Annotated in this window: 1 protein-coding gene; it reads left to right on the top strand. The window is 71.3% G+C overall.

The annotated features are described in order from the left end of the window. On the top strand, positions 1 to 540 hold a 540-nt coding region (locus EEJ42_RS30975; protein WP_123105185.1), incomplete at its 5' end, for a sigma-70 family RNA polymerase sigma factor. Positions 541 to 547: the final 7 nt, after the last annotated feature.

Below are 547 nucleotides of genomic sequence, written 5' to 3'. Positions count from 1 at the left end.
GGCAGCGCCTTCGCGAGCTATGCCGTGCCGACCGTCGTGGGCGAGATCAAGCGCCACTTCCGGGACCACATGTGGGGCGTGCATGTGCCGCGCCGGGTCCAGGAGTTGCGCAACCGCGTGCGTGCCGCCGCCCAGGAGCTCACGCGCACGCCCGACGACCGTTCCCCGAGTGTGTCGGACATCGCCGAGCACACCGGGATGAGCGAGGAGGACGTGCTGCTGGGGATGGAGGCGATGGAGAGCTTCTCGGCGCTGTCCCTGGACGCCGAACTGCCGGGCGCCGAGGACGGCTACTCCCTGGCCGACACCCTCGGCGCCCCGGAGCCCTCCTACGACCGGGTCATCCAGCGCGAGGCCCTCAAGCCGGGGCTTCGGGCCCTGCCCGAACGCGAGCGGCACATCCTCTACCTGCGCTTCTTCCGCGAGGAGACCCAGGGCCGGATCGCCGAACAGCTCGGCATCTCCCAGATGCACGTGTCCCGCCTGATCAACCGCACCTGCGCCCGGCTGCACGACCAGATCGAGGCCCCGGCGGCATGACGCCCGC

It is taken from the genome of Streptomyces botrytidirepellens (assembly GCF_003721215.1).
GTDB lineage: Bacteria > Actinomycetota > Actinomycetes > Streptomycetales > Streptomycetaceae > Streptomyces > Streptomyces himastatinicus.
Note: the sequence above shows the minus strand (reverse complement) of the source record. Positions and strands in the feature narration are given on the sequence as shown.